The sequence below is a fragment of the uncultured Rhodoblastus sp. genome (assembly GCF_903903185.1).
Classification (GTDB): domain Bacteria; phylum Pseudomonadota; class Alphaproteobacteria; order Rhizobiales; family Beijerinckiaceae; genus Rhodoblastus.
This window is the reverse complement of sequence record NZ_CAIUXT010000151.1, coordinates 1-17491: the sequence shown is the minus strand read 5'-3', so window position 1 is coordinate 17491 and position 17491 is coordinate 1. Positions and strand designations below refer to the sequence as shown.

Sequence of the window (17491 nt, the reverse complement as noted above, 5' to 3'; positions counted from 1 at the left end):
CTATACCGGCACTGCGCGGATCGGCGCGCTTCCAGTCGGCGCCTTGCAAAATCGCGCTCGCCGCACCGCCGCTAACCGAAATCAAAAATCAGCCCGTGGCTGCGGCGTACCGCTTACAATTGACCCCTCACGGCGACGGCCATGCCGCCTTTTTCCGTCTGGCTCGCACCCTTCATTGGGCGGGTGTGACTGGTTCCGATTTGACGCAAGAATTGCGCGATCAGGCTGCACATGCCCATTCCCCGCAAAAGCGGAGGGCCGAAATCAACGGAATCGTCAAAAAACTGGACCAGAGCGGTAAAATCGGCGGCAGGAAAGCCGCATAGCCTTTGATCAATTCCACACGTTGCGCGGACTGATTGCCATCAGCGGTTCTCGTTCGGCAACGTGTGGAACTCACATCCCCAGACTGCCGCCGATAGCCGAAAAATATATTATTTGGCCGCTCGTCCCCCCGTCTCTCGCCCATTGACGGCAACGCTGAAGATGGCGACCTTGGGCGGCAGCACGTCCTCGCAGAACAAGATCGGAGAGCCCAACATGAGCGACAACGATCCCTATATCGCCCACCATTTTTCTTGAATAAAATCAGACACTTGAGCCAGACGCGTTCGCGCGTCAATCGGTATGTGCAGGCAGAACAGAGCATGAAGATGCATGTGCACACGTGCAAAATCCGTGCAGTTTGTTCGTGAGCCGTTCTAACCAAACTCGGGTTCTACGAGCACACTCGATCTAAAATTGGGGCACAGTCGATCATAATTCGCCGGCAAAAGCGCGATCGAGGATCGACGGCAGAAGGGCGTTTAACTCGGCCGCTGTTTCGGCTTTCACGCTCTTTAGCGCATCTACCTCCGCTTGTAGCGCGTCAAACCATTTCTGCGTTTCGATTGGTGGCACTGGCACTTTGATGTTTGTCAACGCCTCGATACCGAGAGTCCGATTTCTTCCAGCGCCGCCGGGTGATGCAGCGCGAATCAGCTCAATTCCTTCGTTTGTCAGAAAATAGAAGCGTAGGAATTGCGAAGTAGCCACCCCCGCTCTCGGAACGCAACTCATAAACCGGTGCGAGCCAAAACGCCCATGATCCTCAGGCTTTGCCACCGCAATCGCACCCTCCCAAGCAAACACATTACTGAATAAAAGATCGTCGCGTTCAATCCTAAAAATTCTCTTTGACCCTAACTCAAAGGCAGAAAGTGCAGGTTTATGAAAGGTGCCATGGCCAAATGATCTAATTCCAAGTTCCGGATAAACTGTATTTGTCTGAATCTCTGTCGGACGGCGGATGAGCGGCGCAACCTCTGCCATCGGGCGTCGAGGAGCGTTTCTTGCTACATTCCAGAACGTTGCTAAAAGAAGTGCTCGGCACTCTTTCTCCTCATCGTCTCGAATCTGTCGAATTTCTTGTAATTTGGTAGCCAGTTCCTCAATCCGTGCGACCAATCGTCGCTGCTCCGCCACCGGCGGCAACGGGATTTCAAGCGCAAGGAATCGGTCTTCCTGCAACCGAACGCGATTAGTTGTCCCTTCACTAGCGCGCACACACAAGTTTACAAAGCCCGACGTGCGACTAAGCCACGCAAGAAAGGCGACGCTGATTCGTTCCGCATTTGAATAGAAGAGTGGGAAGTCGTTCGTGACGACTGCACCGTCAAGTTCGGGCGGGACGATTCCGATAGCGCCGTTTCGAGCATCAATGCGAGAAAGGATGAATTGTCCGGTTTTTGCAACGAAGCGTCGAGCACTTGCTATCTCTGCACCCAAGATGGTGCCGCGCAAAACAACCCCTTTCCCCCACATCTTCACCGTGATTTCGCGGTAAGTTGCGTCGGCCTGAAGCGCTATCGTATCCTCCGAGCGTTTCAAAACGTCGCGAAGCTTCACCAATGGCCATTGCTTGCTCATACTTGATTTGCCAAGAGTCTTTGAATGTTTTCCATTATCTCCGCGATACGTTGCTCTTTCTTCAGAATGTCGGCAGCGAGTTGCGCGGGCGGCAGGTGCGTGATGTCTTCCTTCCCCCGCGGATTCTTGCGGTCGAGGTTACAGCCGTTCGCCAGTAACTCGGCGGCGGGCACTTTCCACGCATTGTCATTTTCCTTCCGCTTGTTCCACCACGTCGCCAGCGTCGCGAACTCCTCAAACTGGAGGGGAGCGGTTTTGGTGTAGTTCTTCCGACCCTCTGGCAGCGGTTGTTCGTAGTACCAGACCTCGCGCGTCGGGCCGCTGCGATCGAAAAACAGAATGTTGGTTGGGATGGGAGTGTATGGCGCAAAGACCCCATTGGGCAGCCGGACGATAGTATGCAGGTTGAATTCCTTGAGCAGTTCTTCCTTGATACGGGCACAGACGCCGTCGCCGAACAAGGTGCCATTCGGGACGACCACTGCCGCGCGCCCAGCATGTCCAGCCAGTGTCGCTTTGCGACGGAGCTTCCGCATGATCAGTTGCAGGAAGAGCAAGGCGGTTTCGGCCGTTTGCCTATCTTGCGGAAAATTCCCTTGGATACCCTTCTCCTCTTCTCCGCCGAAGGGTGGATTGGTGACGATAACTTCCACCCGATCTCTTTCGCCAATCTCCGAGAGTTTGAACCGCAGTGAGTTACCTGGATCGATGCTCGGCGCATCAAGCCCATGGAGCAGCAGATTCATTTGGCAAAGCAGATACGGCAACGACTTTGGCTCGGCTCCAAAGATCGAGTCTTGTTGAAGACGCTTGCGATCGGCGACGGTCTTCACTTGCTTGCTGAGATAATTGAATGACTCGACAAGGAACCCACCCGTGCCGGCGGCAGGATCGAGAACCGTCTCCCCAAGACGCGGATCGATCATTTCGACCATAAAACGCACTACAGGACGCGGCGTATAGAATTCTCCGGAGTCTCCTGCGGAGTCGCGCATTTCGCGCAACATGGACTCATAGAGCGCGCCAAGCGTATGGAGCTCTTCGCTCGAAGTGAAATGAATACCCGCGATTTTGTTGATCACGTCTCGCAACAGATAGCCGCTCTTCATGCGATTATCGACGCCACGGAAGACAGTCGCGACGACATCCCGACGATTATCGCCGTTCGAGCTCGTTAGCTGCCGTAGATAGGCGAAAAGGCCGGCCCCTCGCTTGCCATTCGGCAGGACAGCCTCGTCTTGGTTGATGAAAGCCAAGAGTTCATCGCCTGTGATTCCCTGCGGGTTTTCCGCCCAATCACGCCACCGATAAGGCGCATCGATTGCCGGTCGGAATGATTTTCCTGCGAGTACCGCTTCCACTTCGCGCTGCACCTCAAGATCGTCGAGAAATTTCAGGAACATGATCCAAGTGAGCAGCGGCAGTCGATCAAGATCGCCGTTCAGACCCTTATCTTTCCGCATCAAATCGCGTGCGGACTTCAACAGGCTACCCAACGATTGCGTCGTCGTGAGCTTTGCGTTCGGTTTACGCGGCATAGAGTTCATTCTGTAAGTTGGTTACGGCGATGCGCAGTTGGTCGGCGCTCCCGAAATAACGGATAATTTCAGCCACTTGCCCATGATTGGAAATAGGCGGGACATGCAGCACGTCCGGAAGCACGAATTGCGCGTCACCGTGCTCGGCATACTTCTCCAGAAGTTCTTCAAGGATAGCACGCGCTTGAGGAGAGTATTGCGTGAAGAGGTCAGGCCGATTTGTTTTGAGCTGTTGTGCTCGTTCGCGCCGCGTTCGGAGTGGCGCGTTGAACGCCAGGTGACACAGCAAATCAAAAGGGTCGGCCTCTCCTTGTTTGAGCTCTTCGGCCAGTTGTTCAAAACTGACGCCTCGCTCCTTGAGCGCCTCTATAATTTCTGCTCGCTGTTTTGCGTCGCTCCATTTATTCCGGAGATTAATGGCATCTGGGCAAAGCGTGCGAATCGTATCGGCAGCGTACTCTGTATATCGAACGACTCGCAACTGTTTGCCATTCGGATCGAGCTCATAAACGAGGTGCGCCGCAACCGCCACCTGTCCTCCGTCGAAATAGAATTTCCGTGGCTCACCCGACGGCGGCTCAATCACGCCAGGAGCCCCTTCCTCCGGCGCTGACCCTTCAGCCTCAGCCTCTGCAACCGCTGTCTCCCGCGTCGACGTAACTTCGCCGTCAGCGTCGATTTCTTCCTCGGTGATGCGAACAGGTTCGCCATCAAATGCGGGGTCGGCAAAAAGACGTGTCGCTGACCCAGTGTAGTCTATGATGTTGAACCACAGTTTTCCGTAATCATCCCGCACGCGTGTGCCACGCCCAATAATCTGTTTAAACTCGCTCATGGAACCGACGATCCGCGCAAGGACGATGTTCTTGCATGTTGGCGCATTCACCCCCGTCGTCAGCAACTGCGAGGTTGTGAGTATCACCGGCGTATTCTTTTCAAGGTCCTGAAAATTCGCGAGATGGCCTCGACCGATGTCTTTCTCATCCGATGTCACTCGGCACACATAGTCGGGATACTGCTGAACAAGATCGGCATTTAGGTTGCTAAGCGCCGTTCTCATCTCGCTCGCATGATCCTGATCGACGCAGAACACAATTGTCTTCGCGAACCGATCGCTGCCTTTCATAAAATCAGTCAGGTGGCGGGCTATCGCCTCTGTGCGGGCACGCAGCGCCACCGCCCGTTCAAAATCCTTCGTTTCGTATTCATCATCGGGGATCGCGCGACCATAGCGGTCGAGATCATCCTTACTTGGCCGCCATCCAGCGGCGTCCCATTCTGTAATGACCCGATGAACCCGATATGGCGCGAGGAAGCCGTCCTCTATCCCTTGGCGCAGACTGTATTCATAAATAGGGTTCCCGAAATATCGGTAGGTATCGCGGCTCTCGTCGCGGAGCGGCGTGGCCGTCAGTCCAAGCTTATACGCAGGTTCGAAATAGTTGAGGATATCCCGCCACGAGCTCGCATCGCGCGCGCTGCCCCGGTGGCATTCGTCGATAATAATGAGGTCGAAGAAATCCGGCGAATAGGCGCGAAACTTTCCCTCTCTATTTTTGTCCTCCGCGAGCGCCTGATAGATTGCAAAATACATCTCGCGGCTCATTACGACGTCGCCGCCTTCGATCTTGTGACGGGCGTCGCCGAAGACCGCGAAATCCTTGTCTTTCGGATCATCGACCAAGATATTGCGATCCGCGAGGAATAGGATACGTGGTCGACGATGCTCGCCAGTTCGGTTCCAGCGCGAAGACCACAGCTTCCAACAAATTTGCAGGGCGACGGTGGTTTTGCCAGTGCCAGTCGCCATCGTGAGCAAAGTACGGCGCTGCCCTTTGAGGATTGCTTCAACCGCACGGTTGATCGCAATCTCTTGGTAGTAGCGCTCCTTTAGTCCGGCTGTGTGGTTATAGGGGCTCAGAAGCCGTTCGGCTTTCGAATCGTCGCTCAGCCCACTCGCCACTCGATACCGCCTCCATAGCTCGGCAGGCGTGGGAAACGCATCAATTTTCGCTTCGAGACCGGTCGTATAGTCGAATTCCAGAATCTCATGGCCGTTCGTCGCATATGCGAATTTCAGCCCAAGCATCTCCGCATATTGCTTCGCCTGCTGCATGCCATCGGCGGCTGTACGGTACGCAGGTTTTGCTTCCACAACCGCCAGTGAAAAGTCTCTCGTGTATCGGAGAAGATAATCGACACGTTTCGGCGGCTTTCGAACAAATCCTTTTCCGACAGGAACAATCCGCCCATCAGTAATGCTCCGCTGCTCCGCAATCATATGCGGATCATCATCCCAACCCGCAGCCGTCAGCTTCGGTACCACAAATTTTCTGCACGTATCTGCTTCAGTTAGCATATCTTCATACTACTCTAAATGCATTTCTAGTCTATTCATTAACCTGCTCTTACCTGTTCCCTAGTGAGTCGGTTGCCATCTTGGGGATAACGGGCAAGACGCGGAGTGATTCGCGGTATGATTACCACATGGACGACCAACCGCGACAAGTCGCGACCAGCCCCGAGGATTATTCCCTGACTATCGAAGACGCCGCTCTCCGGTATGAGCACGCCGGCCATCCGCGAACGATTCGCAGCATCCAGCGTTATTGCGCGCAGGGCCACCTCGACTGCCTCCGACAGGAAACGCAGTTCGGCGAAAAATATCTCATCACCGCCGCCTCCGTCGCACGACACATCTCGCAAATCGAGGAAGTCACCAGGTCGACCAACCGCGTCATGTCGCGACAAGTCGTCGCACCAAATTCATTTGAAGACTTGAATACCGCGCCACGACAAGGCGCGACTGAGCACGACCTGTCGCGAACCGTCGCTGACGACATATCAAAAGAAAACGGAAATTCGCGCGAGAATCACTCGCAAGACACGTCGCGACAAGGCGCGACTGTCCCTGACATCGCCGGCAAATATATCGACCGGTTAGAGGGCGAGGTTACCTTTCTCCGCGAGGAGATTTCAACCAAGAACGCACAGATCAAGGAACTGACCGAAAGAAGCCGCGAGACCAACGTCCTCATCGGAGGGTTGCAGCGAATGCTTTCACCACTCCTTGGATCGCCAGACCCGCATCGTTCAAACTCAGACGACGCACATCACAATTCGTCGTAGGTTGTTCTCCACAGTCTAAAATTAAATCGAATCTGTACACGCTATAATACTTGTATATGGCGAAGAAGATTCCATCAGACGCGGAGCAGACGGGAGCGAAGCTCTATATCGAGAGCACGCTGCTGCGAATTGCAGGAGCGCTCTTCTGTCACGATGCAAAGCGCGCCCCGTTGCAGACGCAAGAAATTGAACTCAATCGAGGGTCGATGGAGAAGCACATCTCAATCCGCCCCGATCCAAAGCTCGGACAGCCAGGGCCGCTCGCACATAAAATTTTCGTCGCCTTAATCAAGAAGCACTCCGACTACGGTCGACCGGTCGCGAAAGAAATCCACTTCACTCGTCGCGAGATCGGACGCCTCATCGGACGAAAGCACTGGGGCGGCCGCGACAGCGAACAGCTCGCGCGCGCCCTACATGAAATCCATTACACCTTCGTCAAGACGCACTTCAAGACGGCGGGCGGCGCATTCGCGGAGCACTCGTTCAGCGTGTTTCCAGAAATCCTTATCGAGCGCCGCGAGTTCGCAAGCGATCCGATCGAGGCATGCACGATCACGCTCGCGCAGCCGATTATCAGCTCGTTGGTGGACGAGCATTTCACGTGCCTCAACCACAGCATGATGCAGGACTTCGGGACGATCGGTCAGGCGCTTTACATGCGCACGTTTTTTCACTTCGCGAATTTGTACAACGGGGTCAACGGGAGTCAGCTTTCGCTGCAAAAGCGGTATGACGATATTTGCCGCGACTGGCTCGGCGGCTTGTCGGTTCACCGCCAAAAATCGACCATCGTTCGTAATCAGCTCGGGCCGCACCTCGACAAGTTGGTCGCAGCCGGATTCTTGGCCTCCTTCGACCTTGAGAAGGCGAAGCGCGACAGCGGTTTTGTCGTCACGTTTCGCCCTGGACATGCGTTCTTTGACGACTTCGACCGGTTCTACCGACGCGGCGCGCGCACGACATCGCCGGCTGTGACCAGTTCTCAGGAGACAAAGGAACCGCTCCGATTCGCCTATCTTTTTGCGGAGAAACGCACGGGTCTGCCGGTGTCCTCAATTGCATACGTCAACTCAAAGGACGTGGAGACGGCGCGTCAGATGCTCACGGAGATCAGCATCGAGGACGCGGCGGCTTTCGTCGATTTTGCGCTTGCCGCTGCTAAGAATACCAATTTCGACGTTCAGACTCTCGGGGGCCTGCGTCAATACCTCGCCCTTTTTAAATCACGCCAGACGTCCGAAATTTCCATCCGAGAAAAGACCGCCGACTGGCAAAGGGTCGAGACTCTGAAAAATGCCTACGAGTCCTACCGACGACAGGAGGCGGAGGCACTTTTCGCGACTCTACCGGCCGAAGAGCGTCAAGCGATCGACCAGCTCGCGCGCAGTTCAGCCAATGGCTACCGAGGCTCCTTGCAGGAAGCCATGACCGACACAAAACGTCGCCAAATCACAATTGAGCGCTACGGATACCGGATCAAGAGCGCGGAGGAATGGGCCTCTCTGGCTCAGGCGTCTTAGCCTTGGCTGTGGGTTTTCACTAAAAAGGTGTGGGTTCTCACTCAAAGGGGTGTGGGTTTTGACTCAAAAAGGTGTGGGTTTTGACTCAACGGGGGTGTGACAAAAATGGCTCAGTGAAGCCACGCCATCGGCACAATCCCGCGCTCTAATATATTCAAATATATTCAACACGGTGCTGACCGGCCGTCCGGGCTATCGAACACCAAGGCGTCACGATAGTCCTCCGAGACGTTTTGTGTGTCGTCCTTTAAAAAAAGAACACCTCACAAAGGGATACGAAGAGAGGTACAGACCCGTCTGTACCCTGCTACGTGAGCGAAGTTCTCGAAATACATAGCGAATCCCCCCGCTTTTGTCGGGCTTTGCCGCCCGACCCCGCGCCGCCACTTTACTTCACACAACTATCTTCGAGTTGTGCGAAAGGTAAAGCTGGCGGCCGCTCCCGCCTGCCCGAATGGGGCTGCGCTCTGGCGCATCACCCACCCTGGCCGTTGGAGCGCGCGGTCTGCGCTTCTCGCCTGGAGCTGCGATGCTCGACTGGCGGCGCGGGGTCGGGCGGCAAAGCCGCACCGACGGGCCGCTGTTGAATTGCGCCGAGTAGCGAACATGTCACGATAGTCCTCGCTGCGCTGCGGGCTATCGAACACGTCCGATACCGGCGCGAGCGTCCCGTCTCCGACAAAAGCGGGGGGGGAACTTCGCGAATGCAGACCGGAACCATTGAGGATGTCCCAACAATCACCGAACGACACAATCCGGATTCCGCACGTCGCCTCGCCGCGACACGTCGCGACAGGACAAGGATCGTCGCGGCGGGGCAGGTGCTTACCGAAGCGAAACGGGGGAAAGGACGAGTTATCCCCGCCAATCGGAGGCGAATGCACACTAAGTCGGTATACTCAATAGACGGAGTGTGCGCGCTGCACGCACCGGGACAATCTCCGCGTACCGCGTCGGCAACGCCTCACAAGGCAGCCCGATGAGTCGCGTCCACTGAAATCGACAAGCCGGTCGGACGCATGACGACAAAACGTCGCGCTATCGCGCGAAATCGCACCGGAGATTGTCCTGGCTTATGGAGCCAGCAAATTTTTTCATCGCCACCACCGCCACACGCGGAGAACCCGTCGAGTTCACCATCGACGAGCGTGCTCGCCACATCTACACGGTAGGAAAATCAGGATCGGGAAAGTCAACGCTCCTGTTCAATCTCGCGATGCTCGATATTCTCGCGGGGCGGGGAGTCGCCGTTATCGACCCACACGGCGATCTGGCCGAAGCGATCGTCGACCACATGCCGACGCGCCGTATAAATGAAGTCTGCTATCTCAATGTCGCGGATACCGATTTTCCGGTGGGCTTCAACCCGCTGGCGCGGGTTCCATATGACCGACGCGCGCTTGCGGCGTCAGGAATGGTGTCCGCCTTCAAGCACCTATGGGGCGATTCCTGGGGGCCACGGCTTGAACATTTTCTCTATCATGGCATTGCCGCATTGCTTGATAGCCCGCATTCGACGTTGATTGATCTTCCGCGACTTTACACAGACGAGCACTTTCGCGACCGCGCGGTTCATCGCGTGCGCGATCCCGTGACGCGGCGATTTTGGGAGCATGAGTTCACCAAATATGATGCGCGCTTTCGCACCGAAGCCATTTCACCGATCCTCAACAAGGCGGGTCAGTTCGCGACGAGTCCCAATGTCCGCGCCATCCTTGGTCAGACATCGCCGAAATTCGACCTGTCTTTCGCCATGGACAACAGACGGATTGTCATCGCGAACCTCGCCAAGGGCGCGATAGGGGAGCAGGCAGCAAACCTTCTCGGCTCACTCTTCGTCTCACATCTTCAGCTTGTCGCCATGAGCCGAGGCGCAATTCCTGAACACGAGCGTGTTCCATTCTTTGTGCAGGTCGATGAATTTCAGTCGTTTGGGACGGACGCCTTCGCGTCGCTCATGTCGGAATCGCGAAAGTACGCGGCGTATTTTTGCCTTGCACATCAATTCACTGATCAAATTGCACCGCATGTCCGCGCCGCGATCCTCGGGAATGCAGGTACAATCATCGCGTTCCGCGTCGGCGGCGCGGACGCGGCGCTACTCGCGCCGGAATTTCACCCCATGGAGCCGAACACACTCGCGGCGCAACTGCCATTCAAGGCGTGGCTTCGCCGCGCCGCTTATGGCGACTATCACCCGATTATTTGCGCGCCGCGCTTCGCGCTTTCCTCTGGTCGCTTGCTGCGCGTTGTTGCGCAGAGCCGCCGCAATTTTGGCCGGCCGCGCGCTGCCATCGAAGGGTAGGGGGTGCCGGCTCTGCGACCGGTGAACAGCTCGCTGCTTCGCTTCGACGCGCTATAATTATTTCAGACATCCGCCCCGCCGTTCGGCACTTCGTTTCGAGTGCCGATAGCCGGACGGAGGTTTCTTTGAAAATCGACGATCTCTATCAGAGTGTCACACTCTCGATCATTGCCGACCTGGAGGCCGGCGTTCCCGTTTGGGTTCAACCGTGGAAGACCAAGAAGCGCACCAGTCTCGGGTTGCTTCCTGCAAATCTCGCGACTGGTCGCACGTACAGCGGCATCAACATTCCCGTGTTATGGCAGGCCGCCAAAAGCGCCGGATATGCCGACCATGCCTGGATGACTTTTCAACAGGCGCTCGCGCTCGACGCGCATGTTCGTAAAGGTGAAAAAGGCACGCACATCGTCTTCACGAAAAAACTTTTAGTGAAAGGTGACGACGATGATGATAACGCACGACAAATTTCAATGTTGCGCGGCTACACCGTCTTCAATGTTTCGCAGATCGACGGGCTTCCAACAAAACTCGCGACACCTGAAGAGGTCACGTGTCCGACCGAAGACGATATCGATCGGTTCATCGCGGCAACGAAGGCGGAAATCCGCCATGGTGGGAGCCGTGCGTGCTTTGTCCCTGCACTCGACATCATTCAGTTGCCGGCGCTGTCAGCTTTCGTGAATATCGAAAGTTATTACGCGACGAAATTGCATGAGTTGGGACACTGGAGTGGACACGACTCGCGGCTTAATCGTGATCTCAAAAATCGCTTCGGCACGAAAGCCTACGCGGCCGAAGAATTGATCGCCGAATTGACCTCAGCATTTCTTTGCGCTCATCTCGGCATCAATGGAGAGCTGCGCCATGCGTCATACATCGACAATTGGATCGCGCTTTTAAAGGAGGACAATCGCGCCATTTTTACCGCCGCGAGCAAAGCGAGTCAGGCCGCCGATTTTCTCCGGTCATTCACAGCCGAAGTCCGCACGGTTGAAGAATGACCATTAGCTAACTGCCGTCACCATGCGGCAGTTTTTTTATGAAGGGGGCAACTTCACCATATCGCCGAAGTGGGAGCGGAAATTCGCTCGTTGCAGGGCAAATTGGGCGCGCGTCACGGCCGGTTCGAGGCATCGCAACGCCACGCAGAGCCAATTTTGTCAAATCGCCGTTTTTCAAAGGATTATGCCAGGGCAGGGAAGACCGCGTGTCATATGACTTCTTCATGCGGATATGGTACGCTTCACTTATGGCAAAGCTTGCAGAACATACCCCCATTGACGTGACGCCCGTCGCACTCACCGACGATTTGGCGGCGATGTCCGACTATGTGCGCAGCGCCGAGGGCCGCGCCGCGATTGAGCGCGGCCTGTCCGACATTCGGCAGGGTCGAATCATCGAAGGTGGGGGAGCGCTCGCGGCTGAATTGAAGCGCCGCGCCACCGAGCGCCGTCAAGCGTAGTCACGCCCTATGCGCCGAATTGTTTACGCCGCCAGCTTCGTGGCAGACGCGGACGAGATCGCCGCTTACATTGAATCGCGATTCGGCGTCGCGCGCACTGATACGTTCATCATCGAATTGAACGACTTCTGCGAACTCGTCGCCACGCAACCCCGCCTCGGAAAAAAAGATCATGGCTATGAGACAACGCTCTACGGCGTCGTACATGATGTGAACTGGATATTTTTTCAATACGACGATCTTGAAGTCCGATTTGTTCACATCGTCGATGGCCGCCGACACAAAAGCGCGATCAAGTTCTGAGCAAAAAAATACACCTTGAATAAAACGGCTTGACAGAGCCATGTTTTCATGGTCGCACAATATTTGTTTTGCAGCATTGATTATGTTTGTTATTTTATTTATCCACTCTAAATATATTAGTAGTTACATTAACGAAATACATATTGTATAGTTATGATAAATGAGACAGTTTTATTTAATTGTATTTGCGGCGTTTTTATTCGCTTTTACCACTCAATTATCTCTCGCCGCATAGACAAAATCATCGTCACCTACGAATAATACTGTCGAGTTTGTCGTAAAAAGTCAGTCCTCTCAGCTAAATGAAAATCTCAAAATCGGATCAAAAGGTGCTGCTGTTATCACTCTGCAAAAAGTTCTCAAAGATTATGGCTCATAATCGGCCTTGGTGCCGCCTTTGCGCTTCATCGCGACATGCAGCTTGATGAAGTCCTCCGCCACTTCGCGGAATGTCCGGATCGCCCGCGCTTTGCGGCGCTCTTCGACGGGGTCGGCGCCTTGCTCGACCTGCCCCAAAACAGTCTTGGCCATAGATCGCGCCTCGTCGGGTGTCAGGCGACCGTGTTCGCCGAGCGAAACACGGCGCGAGCGCCCGTCCTTACGATATTGAGCGACATAGACCTTCTTGCCAGAGGCGAAGGCGGCGACGCCGAAGCCGGCCAGCGCGTCGTCCCAGAGGAACTCACGGTCTTTCCCCTGCGGGCAAAAAAGGCTGTCAATTGAACGCTTTGAAATGCGATCTTGTGGCAATGTTGGGACCCTCAAACACCGTTTTGTGGTAAGCGCCTGGTAAGCACGGTAAGCGTCTGGTAAGCGATTTTAGGATAACCTAGGCCATCATCGGAAATCAACAGATATTGATGAGTGCCTTGTAAATAGGGAGATACATGGAATTTGAAAATTCTGTAAATTTCTAGAAATTTTGGACCGCAAAACTTTTAATCAGAGGGTCATGGGTTCGAGTCCCATCGCGCTCACCAAACAAAAACAATAACTTAGCGGCATAATTGAGTGAGAGCGCTTCCCAAAAATCCAGATTTGGAAGCGTATGGGAAGCATCGGGACGAATTTACCGCCCAGCCGACGCAAAACGCTGCGATGGTCGGTCGGCATGGATCGGCTTCCCGGCCACCCATCTGGGGCGCGCGAGAATGCGCTGCCCGCCTGCGGTCGCCATCGTTGCTTGCCTTGCCGATGTCGGGCGTTCCGCTGCTTCAAAAAAAACGCGATCCTGCTCGACGCTGACTCCCTGCCTTTAGGGCTTCTCACAAAAAAGGCCCCTCAGCTCCACCAACAAAATTTCTAAGCATCATGACCGTGGTGGCGCCAAACGGAGAAGCCGCCGTCGTGCTGCCGGACAACGTGCGATTTGAGGGCGGCGCGGGCGAAACCATCCGCCGCGGCCTGCTGAAGAATTTCGACTTTCACACGCTGCTGCGCCTGCCGACCGGCATCTTTTACAAGCAGGGCGTGAACGCCAACGTGCTTTTCTTCGACAAAATGCCGCCATCGGAACAGCACGCGACGAAAGAGCTTTGGATTTACGACCTGCGGACCAACCAGCGCTTCACACTGAAAGAGTGTAACGCGATGCGCGGGCTGGGCGGCGTCACCGTCCGTGTCATCGCCGATGGCCGCGTCGTTGTCGGCGATCTCGTGACTAGGGTGGAATTTTAGGTTCGTCCGAAGACACTGATAGCTAAACGGATTTTACGCCCGGCGGGTGCGGGTGAAGTCCTCATTCGCGTTGCGCGAACTGACGCCCAAACGATACGCCTACAGACGCGGGATGAAAAAAGTGTCCGGGCATCGCTGCTTTTTATTGTCGATGCCATTATTCTTGCTTCCCGTACCCGGAGACAGCGTCATGCCACTTCCAACATTCTCTCAGTTGTGGTCCCTCTTAAGTGGAACACATCGCTTCGAGGCGGAAAAGGCGCAAAGCGCTCGGGAGGCCGAGGCGGCGCGGGTTGCGGACGAGGCGCGTCGCGCGCAAGAAGCCAACGGCGAGCGGGCCGAGAAAGGCGAACGGTCGCCAGAAATAGATAAGCGATGAAAACGTGCTGACCCTTGAAGCCCAAACTTCTCTTTTGCTTTTGATCGACTTTCAATCGAGGCTGACCCCCGCCATCGATCAGGGCTCCGCAGCCCTTGCCAATGCGAGGCGGCTTATCGCCGCGGCCAATATACTCGATGTGCCGATGCTGTTCACCGAGCAGAACCCCAAAGGGCTCGGCGCGACCGTGCCGGAACTGACGCCGAATCCGTCAAACGTCGTCCACAAGATGACGTTTGACGCTATTCGAGCGCCGGGTGTCCTTGAGCGCCTCGGCGGTGGCCGCACGATCGTCATGGCTGGCTGCGAGGCGCATGTCTGCGTGCTCCAAACTGCGCTCGGCCTGATCGAGAAAGGCCGCAGGACCTTTGTTGTTGGCGACGCGGTGGGATCGCGGCGCGCGGAGAACAAGAACGCCGCCATCCACCGGCTGGAGCGTCATGGGGTGGAGATTGTGACGACGGAGATGGTGCTGTTCGAGTGGCTTGAGACGGCGGAGCATCCGCGCTTTCGCGAGGTTGTCGCGTTGATTAGATAACCTTCGGACTTCTAGCCGGAGCGGTTTTTCGCCGGCAAGATCCAGACGGTCGCGTTCAACCTGAAATAGGCGCCGGCTTTCGGCTGTCGTTGAGGAGTCGCGCTCGGATGCACAGCCGCCAGGGAGCAGCCCCGCATGGTGAAAGCCAGAGCGGGGTTTTTGTTTGGCCATGCGCCACCCGGTCAAAGGCGATCCGCTGGGGCCGCCGAAGGCTTTCGGCCAATTCGGCTCTCGCCTCGACCATGAGTATTTTCCGATTCTCTTCATTCGTTCAATTTCAGCGCCCCATGATCGTCGCCCGCCGGGACGTAAACCATGAGCCAGCCCACCCGCATCCACAATCAGGCCCTTCGCGCCAAAATCATGTCGGCGGAAGAGGCTGCGGCCTTGATTCCCAAGGGCTGCAATGTCGGCATGTCCGGCTTTACAGGCGCCGGCTATCCCAAAGCGGTTCCTTTGGCGTTGGCCGAGCGGATGAATGCCGCGCATTCGGCGGGCGCGCCGTTCCGGATTGGTGTTTGGACGGGCGCTTCGACAGCCCCGGAACTCGACGGCGCCCTGGCCAAGGTAGACGGCGTGGAATTGCGGCTGCCCTATCAGTCCGATCCGACCTGCCGCAAGCGCATCAACGCCGGCCAGATGGAATATATCGACATTCATCTGTCCCATGTTGCACAATTCGTTTGGGCCGGGTTTCTCGGCAAGCTCGACGTGGCGATTGTCGAAATCGCGGGCATTCGCGAAGACGGCTCGCTGATTCCCTCGTCGTCGGTCGGGAATAACAAGACCTGGCTCGATCTGGCCGACAAGATCATTCTCGAGGTCAACAGCTGGCAGAACAGCGCGCTTGAGGGCATGCACGACATCTATTACGGGATGGCCCTGCCGCCGCATCGCAAGCCCATCCCGATCTTGTCCGCCAGCGACCGGATCGGCGACGCCTATTTCAAATGCGATCCCTCAAAAGTCATCGCCATCGTCGAGACCCATTCGCCCGACCGCAATTCGGCCTTTAGCCCGCCGGACGCCAATTCCGAAGCTATCGCTGCGCATATTCTTGAGTTTATCGCCCATGAGGTGAAAAAGGGCCGGCTGCCGCAAGAACTCCTGCCGTTGCAATCGGGCGTTGGCAATGTCGCCAATGCGGTGATGGAGCAATTGCAGGCGGCGCCCTACGAGAATCTGACCGCCTATACTGAAGTCTTGCAGGACGGGATGTTCAGTCTCATTAAATCCGGAAAAATGGCTTTCGCCTCGGCGACGGCCCTGTCGTTGAGCCCGGAGGCGGCGGCCGAATTCAACCGTGACGCCGCGCTCTACGCGAAAAAAATCATGCTGCGCCCGCAGGACATCAGCAACCATCCCGAAGTCATCCGCCGTCTCGGCGTCATCGCCATGAACGGCATGATCGAGGCCGATATCTACGGCAACGTCAATTCGACCCATATAGGCGGTTCGAGCATCATGAACGGCATCGGCGGTTCGGGCGATTTCGCCCGCAACAGCTATCTGTCGATCTTCATGACTCCGTCGATCGCCAGGAACGGCGAGATCTCCTGTATCGTGCCGATGGTCACGCATGTCGACCATACCGAACATGACGTGCAGGTCATCGTCACCGAACAGGGCCTTGCCGATTTGCGCGGCCTGTCGCCGAAAAAGCGCGCTGTGCTGGTCATCGAGAACTGCGCCCATCCGACCTTCAAGCCGGCGCTGGAAGAATATTTCGAGCGTGCGCGCAAATGTTCGCCCGGCCAGCACACGCCGCATATTCTGGACGAAGCCTTTACCTTCCTGCGGAGCTGGCGGGCCAGTCACGAGGCGCGCGAGGCTTGCCGCAAGGACGGCGCCGCGCAGGCCAGCGCCTGGAAGCGACCCTGAAAGATGTTAATCGGCGCGGCAGCATGACCCTCAGATCCCAAACAGATCAACGACTTACGACGCTGATCGGCGTCCAGACCCCACGCCGTTTCACACCGATTGGCTTTCTGGCCGCAGACGGGGGCGTCAAATCCCCACGCTAGCGCTCGCAAAAGACACCGCCACAGGCTGGCCGCTCTGTTCAAACTTCCATAGCGAACGCCGCGTCCAATGGAGCTCTTCCGTCCCGCGGTTTCCTCCCACGGAGGCTTTCGGTCGCCGGCCCCGGAGCGACCCGATCATCCGTGTGGGGCCGGCGACCGAAACCCTTCACAATTCCCGCCGGTTGTCGTTGACCGCTGCCGGCGGGAGTCTTTAGCCGCCATCTTGGAGAGCGGCAAGCAAAGGGTGACGCGCCCGGCGCAAGCCATCGTCGGCATCGTCGATCAAGGGGGCGCCAACCGCAGAAAAGCGAGGATCAACCGCACGTTGCTCCTGACCAAACGTTTCACTGGAGAGCGTCTGCTATCGATTGGTCCGGATCCTGAGGCCCGGGCGCTGGCCATCGAGCAGAATCCGGCGTCTCTGCTCAAGCGAGGCGAACAGCTTGTCAAACGCCTCGGAAAATTGCCGCACGCCGTCCTCCAGCAGTTGGCGCGTGATTTCATCCAGTGAAACGCCGCGTTCCTTCAATTCGGACAAGGTTGTTTTCGCATCGGCGAGATTGTGCTCGATGGCGCCGGGTTCGATCTTTCCATGGTCGCGGAAGGCGTCCATCGTCGCGGGCGGCATGGTGTTCACCGTGTCGGCGCCGATCAGGCTTTCGACGTATATCGTGTCCTTGCAGGCCGGGTTTTTGGCGCCGGTGG

The 17491-nt window shown here is 56.3% G+C and carries 16 protein-coding genes; 10 read left to right on the top strand and 6 right to left on the bottom strand.

The features are described from left to right. On the top strand, window positions 1–326 hold a 326-nt coding region (locus QZY01_RS14500), incomplete at its 5' end, for a hypothetical protein (protein WP_294538204.1). Between the two features lie 430 nt (window positions 327–756). Here QZY01_RS14500 and QZY01_RS14495 read toward each other — a convergent pair. The 3 genes from QZY01_RS14495 to QZY01_RS14485 are packed head-to-tail and all read right to left on the bottom strand — an operon-like array spanning window position 757 to window position 5772. After that, entirely contained in the window at window positions 757–1908 is a 1152-nt protein-coding gene (locus tag QZY01_RS14495; RefSeq protein ID WP_294538202.1) for a hypothetical protein, read from the bottom strand. Next, window positions 1905–3446 (bottom strand): class I SAM-dependent DNA methyltransferase, encoded by a 1542-nt coding sequence (locus tag QZY01_RS14490; protein WP_294538200.1) that lies wholly within the window; start codon window positions 3444–3446, stop codon window positions 1905–1907. Before QZY01_RS14490 ends, QZY01_RS14495 begins: the two co-directional genes overlap by 4 nt. Then, a complete protein-coding gene (locus QZY01_RS14485; RefSeq protein WP_294538198.1) occupies window positions 3436–5772 on the bottom strand; it encodes a DEAD/DEAH box helicase family protein in 2337 nt (778 codons plus the stop codon). Before QZY01_RS14485 ends, QZY01_RS14490 begins: the two co-directional genes overlap by 11 nt. 161 nt (window positions 5773–5933) lie before the next feature. Here QZY01_RS14485 and QZY01_RS14480 point away from each other — a divergent pair, with 161 nt between their 5' ends. The 5 genes from QZY01_RS14480 (at window position 5934) to QZY01_RS14460 (ending at window position 11865) form a co-directional block, all read left to right on the top strand. Beyond that, complete coding sequence (locus QZY01_RS14480) at window positions 5934–6575, top strand: hypothetical protein (RefSeq protein WP_294538196.1); 642 nt, start codon at window positions 5934–5936, stop codon at window positions 6573–6575. Window positions 6576–6631: 56 nt separating this feature from the next. Continuing rightward, complete coding sequence (locus QZY01_RS14475; RefSeq protein WP_294538194.1) at window positions 6632–8098, top strand: replication initiator protein A; 1467 nt, start codon at window positions 6632–6634, stop codon at window positions 8096–8098. Window positions 8099–9173: 1075 nt separating this feature from the next. Then, the gene (locus QZY01_RS14470; protein WP_294538192.1) at window positions 9174–10403 is read left to right on the top strand and encodes a type IV secretory system conjugative DNA transfer family protein; all 1230 of its coding nucleotides are present in this window, start codon (window positions 9174–9176) and stop codon (window positions 10401–10403) included. Window positions 10404–10528: 125 nt separating this feature from the next. After that, window positions 10529–11404, top strand: coding sequence for a zincin-like metallopeptidase domain-containing protein (locus QZY01_RS14465; RefSeq protein ID WP_294538190.1), 876 nt, complete (start codon window positions 10529–10531; stop codon window positions 11402–11404). A 206-nt stretch (window positions 11405–11610) separates the two neighbouring features. Then, window positions 11611–11865, top strand: coding sequence for a hypothetical protein (locus tag QZY01_RS14460; protein WP_294538188.1), 255 nt, complete (start codon window positions 11611–11613; stop codon window positions 11863–11865). On the opposite strand, the gene QZY01_RS14455 is transcribed toward QZY01_RS14460, so the two are convergent. Further along, window positions 11866–12228: a hypothetical protein gene (locus QZY01_RS14455; protein WP_294538186.1), complete on the bottom strand. Its 363-nt coding sequence runs from the start codon at window positions 12226–12228 to the stop codon at window positions 11866–11868. Window positions 12229–12534: 306 nt separating this feature from the next. Then, complete coding sequence (locus QZY01_RS14450) at window positions 12535–12918, bottom strand: Arm DNA-binding domain-containing protein (protein ID WP_294538184.1); 384 nt, start codon at window positions 12916–12918, stop codon at window positions 12535–12537. 561 nt (window positions 12919–13479) lie between these two features. Here QZY01_RS14450 and QZY01_RS14445 point away from each other — a divergent pair. The 4 genes from QZY01_RS14445 to QZY01_RS14430 all read left to right on the top strand — a co-directional run bounded on the left by QZY01_RS14445 (window position 13480) and on the right by QZY01_RS14430 (window position 16643). Next, window positions 13480–13845 carry an N-6 DNA methylase gene (locus QZY01_RS14445; protein WP_294538182.1) on the top strand — a complete coding sequence of 122 codons (366 nt, stop codon included), beginning with the start codon at window positions 13480–13482 and terminating at the stop codon, window positions 13843–13845. Between the two features lie 70 nt (window positions 13846–13915). Beyond that, window positions 13916–14224 (top strand): hypothetical protein, encoded by a 309-nt coding sequence (locus tag QZY01_RS14440; protein WP_294538181.1) that lies wholly within the window; start codon window positions 13916–13918, stop codon window positions 14222–14224. 4 nt (window positions 14225–14228) lie between these two features. Continuing rightward, window positions 14229–14762 carry an isochorismatase family protein gene (locus tag QZY01_RS14435; protein WP_294538179.1) on the top strand — a complete coding sequence of 178 codons (534 nt, stop codon included), beginning with the start codon at window positions 14229–14231 and terminating at the stop codon, window positions 14760–14762. Between the two features lie 315 nt (window positions 14763–15077). Further along, entirely contained in the window at window positions 15078–16643 is a 1566-nt protein-coding gene (locus QZY01_RS14430; RefSeq protein ID WP_294538178.1) for an acetyl-CoA hydrolase/transferase family protein, read from the top strand. Between the two features lie 504 nt (window positions 16644–17147). Here the strand turns inward: QZY01_RS14430 and QZY01_RS14425 are convergent. Next, on the bottom strand, window positions 17148–17491 hold a 344-nt coding region (locus QZY01_RS14425; protein WP_294538176.1), incomplete at its 5' end, for a transaldolase family protein.

Bases quoted from the DNA above. Each gene is read 5' to 3' on its own strand.
- QZY01_RS14495 (WP_294538202.1), bottom strand. From the start codon at position 1,908: ATGAGCAAGCAATGGCCATTGGTGAAGCTTCGCGACGTTTTGAAACGC.
- QZY01_RS14490 (WP_294538200.1), bottom strand. From the start codon at position 3,446: ATGCCGCGTAAACCGAACGCAAAGCTCACGACGACGCAATCGTTGGGT.
- QZY01_RS14480 (WP_294538196.1), top strand. From the start codon at position 5,934: ATGGACGACCAACCGCGACAAGTCGCGACCAGCCCCGAGGATTATTCC.
- QZY01_RS14475 (WP_294538194.1), top strand. From the start codon at position 6,632: ATGGCGAAGAAGATTCCATCAGACGCGGAGCAGACGGGAGCGAAGCTC.
- QZY01_RS14470 (WP_294538192.1), top strand. From the start codon at position 9,174: ATGGAGCCAGCAAATTTTTTCATCGCCACCACCGCCACACGCGGAGAA.
- QZY01_RS14445 (WP_294538182.1), top strand. From the start codon at position 13,480: ATGACCGTGGTGGCGCCAAACGGAGAAGCCGCCGTCGTGCTGCCGGAC.
- QZY01_RS14430 (WP_294538178.1), top strand. From the start codon at position 15,078: ATGAGCCAGCCCACCCGCATCCACAATCAGGCCCTTCGCGCCAAAATC.